Here is a 7,729-nt window from a genome sequence, read left to right on the forward strand (position 1 = left end):
GGCCGGGGCCGCGCGCTGCCGGTCCTGGGCGGCGCGTCATCCTGTTCGGGTACGCACGTCACACCGACAGGAGCCGCGCCCGTCATGAAGATCATCGCAGCCGACGTCATCGTCAGCAGCCCCGGCCGCAATTTCGTCACCCTGCGCGTCACGACCGAGGACGGGGTCACCGGACTCGGTGACGGCACCCTCAACGGCAGGGAGCTGGCCGTCGAGGCGTACCTCAGGGAGCATGTCGCGCCGCTGCTCGTCGGCCGTGACGCGGGCAGGATCGAGGACACCTGGCAGTACCTGTACCGGGGCGCCTACTGGCGGCGCGGGCCGGTCACCATGGCCGCCGTCGCCGCCGTCGACATGGCGCTGTGGGACATCAAGGCGAAAGCGGCCGGCATGCCGCTCTACCAGCTGCTCGGCGGTGCCTCACGTACCGGCGCCCTGGCCTACGGACACGCTTCGGGGCGGGACGTCCCGGAGATCCTGGACTCCGTACGGGCCCATCTCGCCCAGGGCTACCGGGCGATCCGGATCCAGTCCGGCATCCCCGGGCTCGACTCGGTGTACGGGGTGGCGTCCCCGGCCGCGCCGGGGCAGCGCTACGACTACGAGCCCGCCCGCAGGTCGCAGGACGCGCACCCCCGGCCGCCCGAGGAGCAGTGGGACACCCGGGCCTATCTGCGCCACATGCCGCGTGTCTTCGAGGCGGTGCGCGAGGAGTTCGGCCCCGAACTGCCGCTGCTCCACGACGGCCACCACCGGATGACCCCCATCCAGGCGGCCCGGCTCGGCAAGGACCTCGAACCGTACGACCTGTTCTGGCTGGAGGACTGCACGCCGGCCGAGGACCCGACGGCGCTGCGGTTGGTACGGCAGCACACCACCACCCCGCTCGCGATCGGCGAGGTCTTCAACTCCCTTCACGACTACGGCCCGTTGCTCAGTGAGCGGCTGATCGACTACGTGCGGTCGGCGGTCACCCATGTCGGCGGTGTCACGGCGATGCGCAAACTGCTCGATCTGGCGGCGGTGCACGGCGTCAAGTCCGGCATCCACGGACCCACCGACATCTCGCCCGTCGGCATGGCCGCTGCCCTCCATCTCGACCTGGCCGTGCACAACTTCGGCATCCAGGAGTACATGCCGCACACGGAGCGGACCCTGGAGGTCTTCCGGACCTCGTTCACCTTCGAGGACGGTCTCCTGCACCCGTCCGACACGCACGGCCTCGGGGTGGAGCTCGACGACGAGGCGGCGGCGCGCTTCCCGTACGTGCCGGCCTATCTGCCGGTGAACCGGCTGACCGACGGTACGGTCCACGACTGGTGACCCGCCGGGCGGAGACCGGCCCTGGCCGCCGGGCACCGGGCCGTCGCGTGCCGGGTCATCGGGCACGGGGTTGTCGGGCACGGGGTCACCGGGCCCGCGAGGCTCAGTCGAAGTCGACCGAGCGGCCGGTCTCCGCCCACCGCGCGTCCTCCTCCATGAGCGTGCGCATCGCTTCCCTGATGGTGTCGACGGTGTAGCCGCCCATCGGCAGATGCAGCGGCGGCTCGTCCAGCTTCGTGATCTCCAGCAGCACCCTGCCGATCTTCGCGGGGTCGATGGACTCCTTGCCGCTGGTCTCCCGCACCCGCTTGACCAGCGCCCCGACGGTGGGCTCGTACTCGGGGCGCAGCGGCGGTGTGCGCATCGAGGAGCCCGCCCAGTCGGTGCGGATACCGCCCGGCTCGATCAGGGTGACCTTGATGCCGAGGGGGGCGACCTCCTGGTGGAGCACCCCGGAGAAGCCCTCGACGGCGAACTTCGCCGCCTGGTAGGCGCCGAGGCCCGGCGCCGTGGTGCGGCCGCCGTGCGAGGTGACCTGGATGAAGTGCCCGCTGTGCTGCGCGCGGAAGAACGGCAGCGCCGCCTTGGTGACATGGACGGTGCCGAAGAACACCGCCTCCACCTGGGCCCGGAAGTCGTCGAGTGCCATGTCCTCGACGGGGGCCATGTTGGCGTAGCCCGCGTTGTTGACGACGACGTCGATCCGGCCGAAGTGGTCGACCGCCTCCTGAACGGCCTGCCCGGCACGGGCGGCGTCGGTGACGTCGAGGGCGAGCGGGAGGACCGCGTCGCCGTACTTCTCGGTGAGACCGGCGAGCGTGTCGGTGCCCCGGGCCGTGGCGGCGACCTTGTGCCCGGCGGCGAGCACCTCCTCGGCGACGGCGCGGCCGAGGCCGCGTGAACTGCCGGTGACGAACCAGACCTGCTGCTCGGACTGCTCGGAGTGGTCGGGCTGCTCTGGCATGGCGTGCTCCCTTGCTTCCTGTCGGCTCCGTCCAACGTAACGCAATGGCCTTGCGTTACACAACGCAAGGCCATTGCGTTAAACTCGCTCCATGGCCACACCGAAACCGGCCGTCCGGCGCGCCCGCAGCGCCGCGGCAAAGGAGCAGCGGGCGGCGGCCCTGGTCGAAGCGGCCAGGGAGCTGGGGCTGCGCAAAGGGGTGCGGGCGGTCACGCTGACCGACATCACCGGCGCCGCGGGCGTGCATGTCTCCGCCGCCCGGCGCTACTTCGAGTCGCGCGAGGAGATCTTCCTGCGCCTCACGGCCGAGGGCTGGCAGGAGTGGTCCGCCGCTGTCCGCGCCGGACTCGCCGCCGACGGTGTCACCGCACGCGAACTGGCGGCGGTGCTGACCCGCACCCTCGCCGAGCGCCCGCTGTTCTGCGACCTCCTCGCCCACGCGCCGCTGACCCTCGAACGCGAGGTCTCCATCGAGTCGGTGCGCGGCTTCAAACTCGCCGCCCTCGCGGCCGTCGGCGAGCTGACCGGGGCGCTCCATACGGCCGTACCGGCGCTCGACGAGCGCGACGCGCTCGATCTCGTCGCCGCCGTCACCGCGCTGGCGGGCTCGCTCTGGCAGATCGCGCATCCGCCGCCGACGCTCGGCCAGTTGTACCGCGAGGACCCCCGACTGGCCCATGACGCCGTCGACTTCGTCCCCCGGCTGACCCGGCTCGTCCTCGTCACCACGCTCGGGCTGATCACCGCACACGAGTCAGGCACGGACGCTTGTTTTCACAATCGCCCGTAACCGCCGCGCGGTGCGTGGCATCCTCGGATAAGCGCTCTTACCGAAGACGCCGGACGACAACTCCGCGCGTTTTCCGGGCAGTACAGGGGCTGCACGGGGGCGGTTACGGGGAGGTCGGATGGACGTGCGGGAACCGGCGGGCGGGGTACCGGAGCGCCGGGCGAGGCGCCGCGAGCGGCTGTTGACGACCGCGACCGAGCTGTTCACCACCCGGGGCTACGCGGGCACCTCCATCGAACGGCTCTGCTCCACCACCCGGGTCTCCATCCGCGCCTTCTACGAGGAGTTCGAGAGCCGCGAGGCGCTGCTGATCGCCCTGCACGACTCGGTGGCCCAGGCCGGTCTGACGGCCGCGCTCGGCGTGCTCGCCGATCCGGCGGTCGAGTCGGCCGGCACCCACGACAGGATCGCGGCCCTCGCCCGCGCCTACGTCGCCGCCGTCACGGCCGACCCCGCAGCCACCAGGATCGCGTTCGTCGAGGTCATCGGGGTCGGCAGAGCGGTCGAGGAGCACCGGCTGCTGTGGCGCAGCCTCTGGACGGACTTCCTGACCGGCGAGGCCGAGCGGGCCGTCGCGCGCGGCGAGGCCGTCGCGCGTGACTACACCCTCGCCATGGTCGCCCTGATCGGGGCGATCAACGAACTCGTCGCCCACTGGGCCCGTCACCACACCTCGCTGTCCAGGGAAGCGCTGGCCGACGAACTGATCCACCACGCGCTCGCCACGCTCGGCGCGCGCCGGCGGACGGGGGAGTGACCGATGGCCGGACTCTGGCACGAGGTCCTGCGCACGATGTCCCAGCCCGGGGCGGCCCGCGACGACGACCTGCTGGCGCGGGCCGCCGCCGACATCGCCCTGCGCGACCACCCGCACCCGCCCGCCGACGCCGCTGTGGTGCTGGAGATCGCCCGCACCGAATTCGCCGCCGTGCTCACCCTCCGGCAGGCCCAGACCGCGCTCGACCTGGCCCGCGGAGCCCGCGCCGACACGAGGCGGCAGCCCGGATCGTGATCACCCCGGCACCGGTGGGCTGATCACGGGGGCTAGCCTGGCGCTCAATGAACCGTTTGACGACCTCATGGGGCGAGTTCGGCCTCACCCGATTCCCCGACCAGCCCCGCGAGACCCTGCGCGCGTGGGACTCGGCCGACGAGTACCTGCTCGAACACCTCGCGGGGGAGGGCGACACCGACACGGTGCCGACCGATCTGTCGGGCACCGTGGTCGTCGTGGGTGACCGGTGGGGCGCGCTGACCACCGCGCTCGCCGCGCACCGCCTCGACCAGCTCAGCGCCGGGCCGCTCGTCCAGATCACCGACTCGTACCTCACCCAGCAGTCGACCCGGGCCAATCTGCGCCGCAGCGGTGCGGCGGCCGACGCGGTACGGCTGCTGTCGGCCCGCGACACCCCGCCCGAGCGGATCGACGTCCTGCTGATCCGGGTCCCCAAGAGCCTCGCGTTCCTGGAGGACCAGCTGCACCGCCTCGCGCCCGCCGTCCACCAGGACACCGTCGTGGTCGCCACCGGACGCGTCACCGAGATCCACACCTCCACCCTCAAACTCTTCGAGCAGATCCTCGGCCCGACCAGGACGTCGCTCGCCGTGCGCAAGGCGCGCCTCGTCTTCTGCTCACCCGCCGCCGACCGGCCGCGCACCGCCTCCCCCTGGCCGCACCGGTACGCGCTGCCCGAAGGACTCGGCGCGGTGTCCGGCCGTACCGTCGTCAACCACGCCGGCATCTTCTGCGCCGAACGGCTCGACATCGGCACGCGCTTCTTCCTGCGCAACCTGCCCCGGCGGACGGGACCCGAGCATGTCGTCGACCTCGGCTGCGGCAACGGCGTGGTCGGTACGGCGGTGGCCCTGGCCAACCCCGAGGCCAGGGTGACCTTCATCGACGAGTCGTTCTCCGCCGTCGCCTCCGCCGAGGCCACCTTCCGCGAGAACACCCGGACCGACGCCGCGGGCACCCCGGCGGCGCCCGCCGCCTTCGTGCTCGGCGACGGCATGGCAGGCGTACCGGCGGGCACGGTCGAACTCGTACTCAACAACCCGCCGTTCCACAGCCACCAGGCGACCACCGACGCGGCGGCCTGGCGGATGTTCACCGGCGCCAAGGCGGCCCTGCGGCCCGGCGGCGAACTGTGGGTCGTCGGCAACCGGCACCTCGGCTACCACGCGAAGCTCCGGCGGCTCTTCGGTAACTGCGAGGTCGTCACCAGCGACCCCAAATTCGTCGTCCTGCGGACCGTCAAGAACTGATCCGCGCGCGTCGTTGACGGCTCTTGGACGTTTCTCCAGCCGGTCTCGCAGCTGCGGCGGAGATTCCTCCGAAGAATTGTAGATGCCAGCGAAAACGGCATATCTTGTCGCACATGCAGTCCTACACAATCGGCCAGGCGGCCCGCCTGCTCGGGGTGAGTCCCGACACCGCGCGCCGCTGGGCCGACGCCGGCCGCGTCGAGACGCACCGCGACGAAGGCGGCCGGCGGCTCATCGACGGCCGTGATCTCGCCGCGTTCTCCGTCGAGGTCGCCCAGCAAGGCGCGGGCGAGGAGGACGTCTCGTACACCTCGGCGCGCAACGCGTTCCCCGGCATCGTCACCGCCGTCAAACTCGGTGACGTCGCCGCCCAGGTGGAGATCCAGGCAGGGCCGCACCGGCTGGTCTCCCTGCTCACCAGGGAAGCCGTGGAGGAACTCGGCCTGGAGGTAGGAATGCAGGCAACCGCGCGTGTGAAGTCCACCAGCGTGCACATCGACCGCACCTGAACGGGGTCTTCCGCGTGAAGACCCCAGGCACCACCACCCGTGGCGTCGCCGTCCCCGGCGCTCCTGGTCCTGTCCGCCCGAGCGCCCGTCCCCGGCGCGCGCCCCGTCAAGGAGTACCCACCCTCATGTCTTCCTTCCTCACCCGCCGCCGCGCCGCCACCGCGATCGTGACCGCGGCGCTCCTGCTGCCGCTCGCCGCCTGCGGTGACAGCGACGACAACGCGAAGGGTGACGCGGGTGCCTCCGCGTCGCCCTCGGCGGCGCCGTCCTCCGCCGCGCCGAAGAACGTCAGCCTGACCGTGCTGGCCGCCGCCTCGCTCACCGACGTGTTCAAGACGGCGGGTGCCACCTACGAGAAGGAACACCCGGGCACCACGGTCAAGTTCTCCTTCGCCGGCTCGCAGGACCTCGCGGCCCAGGTCAAGCAGGGCGCGCCCGCCGACGCGCTCGTCACCGCCGACACCAAGACCATGGACGGCGTCAAGGCGGACACCGGGACCCCCACGATCATCGCCAAGAACCGGCTGGTCATCGCCACGGCCAAGGGCAACCCTGACAAGATCGACAACCTGAAGGACCTGGCCGACCCCAAGCTCAAGGTCGTGCTCGCCGCCCCCGCCGTGCCGGTCGGCAACTACAGCAAGCAGGTGCTGGACGCCCAGCACATCGACGTGAAGCCGGTCTCCCAGGAGGCCGACGTCCGCGCCGTGCTGAGCAAGGTCGAACTGGGCGAGGCCGACGCCGGCATCGTCTACAAGACGGACGCGGCGACCGCGACCGGCAAGGTCGACGCGGTCAGCATCCCCGACGCGCAGAACGCCGTCGCCCAGTACCCGGCGGCCACCCTCAAGACGGCCAAGGACAGCGCGGCGGCCACCGCCTTCGTCGCCTGGCTCAGCAGCCCCGAGGCCCAGAAGATCCTCCAGGCGGCCGGTTTCCAGCAGCCGTGACACCCCGCCGCGCACCCGGACCGTCCGGATCGAGGGACCGGACAGCCACGGGGCGCGGACCGCGCCCTTCCTGATCCGGCCCGATTCGGCCCGATCCGAACGAGAGGCCCTGGGGGCCGCCGATGAGACGCACCCGTACCGGCAGGACCGGGGCACCCGTGGCGCTGGCGCTGCCCGCGCTGCTCGCCGTCGCGTTCCTGCTGATGCCGCTGATCGGTATCCTCGCCCGGACCGAGTGGAGCGAACTCGGCGCGCATCTCAGCAGCCCGGACACCGTCGAGGCGCTGAAGCTCTCGCTGCTGGTCTCGTTCTGCGCCCTGGGCCTCGCCCTGCTGCTCGGCGTACCGCTGGCCTGGCTGCTGGCGAGGGTCGAGTTCCCCGGCAAGACCCTGGTCCGCTCGCTGGTGCTGCTGCCGATGGTGCTGCCGCCCACCGTCGGCGGTGTCGCGCTGCTGCTCGGCTTCGGCCGCCGAGGGCTGCTCGGGCCGTGGCTGGAGAACACCTTCGGCATCGTGCTGCCGTTCAGTACGGCGGGCGCCGTGGTCGCGGCGACCTTCGTCGCGATGCCCTTCCTCATCATCAGCCTGGAAGGCACTCTGGCCGGGCTGCGGCCCGCCTACGAGGAGACGGCGGCCTCCCTGGGCGCCTCGCCTCTACGGGTCTTCCTGACCGTCACGCTCCCGATGGTCGCGCCGGGGCTGGCCGCCGGCGCCGCACTGACCTGGGCGCGTGCGCTCGGCGAGTTCGGCGCCACCATCACCTTCGCCGGCAATCTCCCCGGCACCACACAGACCCTGCCGCTCCAGGTCTATCTGCTGCTGCAGAGCTCACCGGAAGCGGCGACCTCCGTCTCGCTGCTGCTGCTCGCCATCGCCATGGCCGTCCTCATCGCGCTGCGCGGCCGCTGGACCGGCGGCGGCGCCGAGCG

The 7,729-nt window shown here is 71.8% G+C and carries 9 protein-coding genes; 8 read left to right on the top strand and 1 reads right to left on the bottom strand.

All coding sequences use genetic code 11. The annotated features are described in order from the left end of the window. Positions 1–84 precede the first annotated feature (84 nt). Positions 85–1,323 carry a D-mannonate dehydratase ManD gene (gene manD, locus HY68_RS32120; protein ID WP_041998425.1) on the top strand — a complete coding sequence of 413 codons (1,239 nt, stop codon included), beginning with the start codon at positions 85–87 and terminating at the stop codon, positions 1,321–1,323. A 103-nt stretch (positions 1,324–1,426) separates the two neighbouring features. Here manD and HY68_RS32125 read toward each other — a convergent pair whose 3' ends face one another. Next, entirely contained in the window at positions 1,427–2,287 is an 861-nt protein-coding gene (locus HY68_RS32125) for an SDR family NAD(P)-dependent oxidoreductase (RefSeq protein ID WP_041998427.1), read from the bottom strand. A gap of 91 nt (positions 2,288–2,378) precedes the next feature. Here HY68_RS32125 and HY68_RS32130 point away from each other — a divergent pair, with 91 nt between their 5' ends. The 7 genes from HY68_RS32130 to HY68_RS32160 all read left to right on the top strand — a co-directional run. Further along, positions 2,379–3,077: a TetR family transcriptional regulator gene (locus HY68_RS32130; protein ID WP_063779731.1), complete on the top strand. Its 699-nt coding sequence runs from the start codon at positions 2,379–2,381 to the stop codon at positions 3,075–3,077. A 118-nt stretch (positions 3,078–3,195) separates the two neighbouring features. Then, on the top strand, positions 3,196–3,834 hold the full coding sequence (locus tag HY68_RS32135; protein WP_041998430.1) for a TetR/AcrR family transcriptional regulator: 639 nt from the start codon (positions 3,196–3,198) through the stop codon (positions 3,832–3,834). Between the two features lie 3 nt (positions 3,835–3,837). Then, on the top strand, positions 3,838–4,089 hold the full coding sequence (locus HY68_RS32140) for a hypothetical protein (RefSeq protein WP_041998433.1): 252 nt from the start codon (positions 3,838–3,840) through the stop codon (positions 4,087–4,089). A gap of 47 nt (positions 4,090–4,136) precedes the next feature. After that, positions 4,137–5,342 carry a methyltransferase gene (locus tag HY68_RS32145; RefSeq protein WP_041998435.1) on the top strand — a complete coding sequence of 402 codons (1,206 nt, stop codon included), beginning with the start codon at positions 4,137–4,139 and terminating at the stop codon, positions 5,340–5,342. Between the two features lie 113 nt (positions 5,343–5,455). Beyond that, on the top strand, positions 5,456–5,851 hold the full coding sequence (locus HY68_RS32150; protein ID WP_041998437.1) for a helix-turn-helix transcriptional regulator: 396 nt from the start codon (positions 5,456–5,458) through the stop codon (positions 5,849–5,851). Between the two features lie 125 nt (positions 5,852–5,976). Beyond that, complete coding sequence (gene modA / locus HY68_RS32155) at positions 5,977–6,801, top strand: molybdate ABC transporter substrate-binding protein (protein ID WP_041998440.1); 825 nt, start codon at positions 5,977–5,979, stop codon at positions 6,799–6,801. A gap of 122 nt (positions 6,802–6,923) precedes the next feature. After that, positions 6,924–7,729: ABC transporter permease (locus HY68_RS32160; RefSeq protein ID WP_063779732.1), on the top strand; the 806-nt coding region annotated here is incomplete at its 3' end.

The organism is Streptomyces sp. AcH 505, from assembly GCF_000818175.1.
GTDB lineage: Bacteria > Actinomycetota > Actinomycetes > Streptomycetales > Streptomycetaceae > Streptomyces.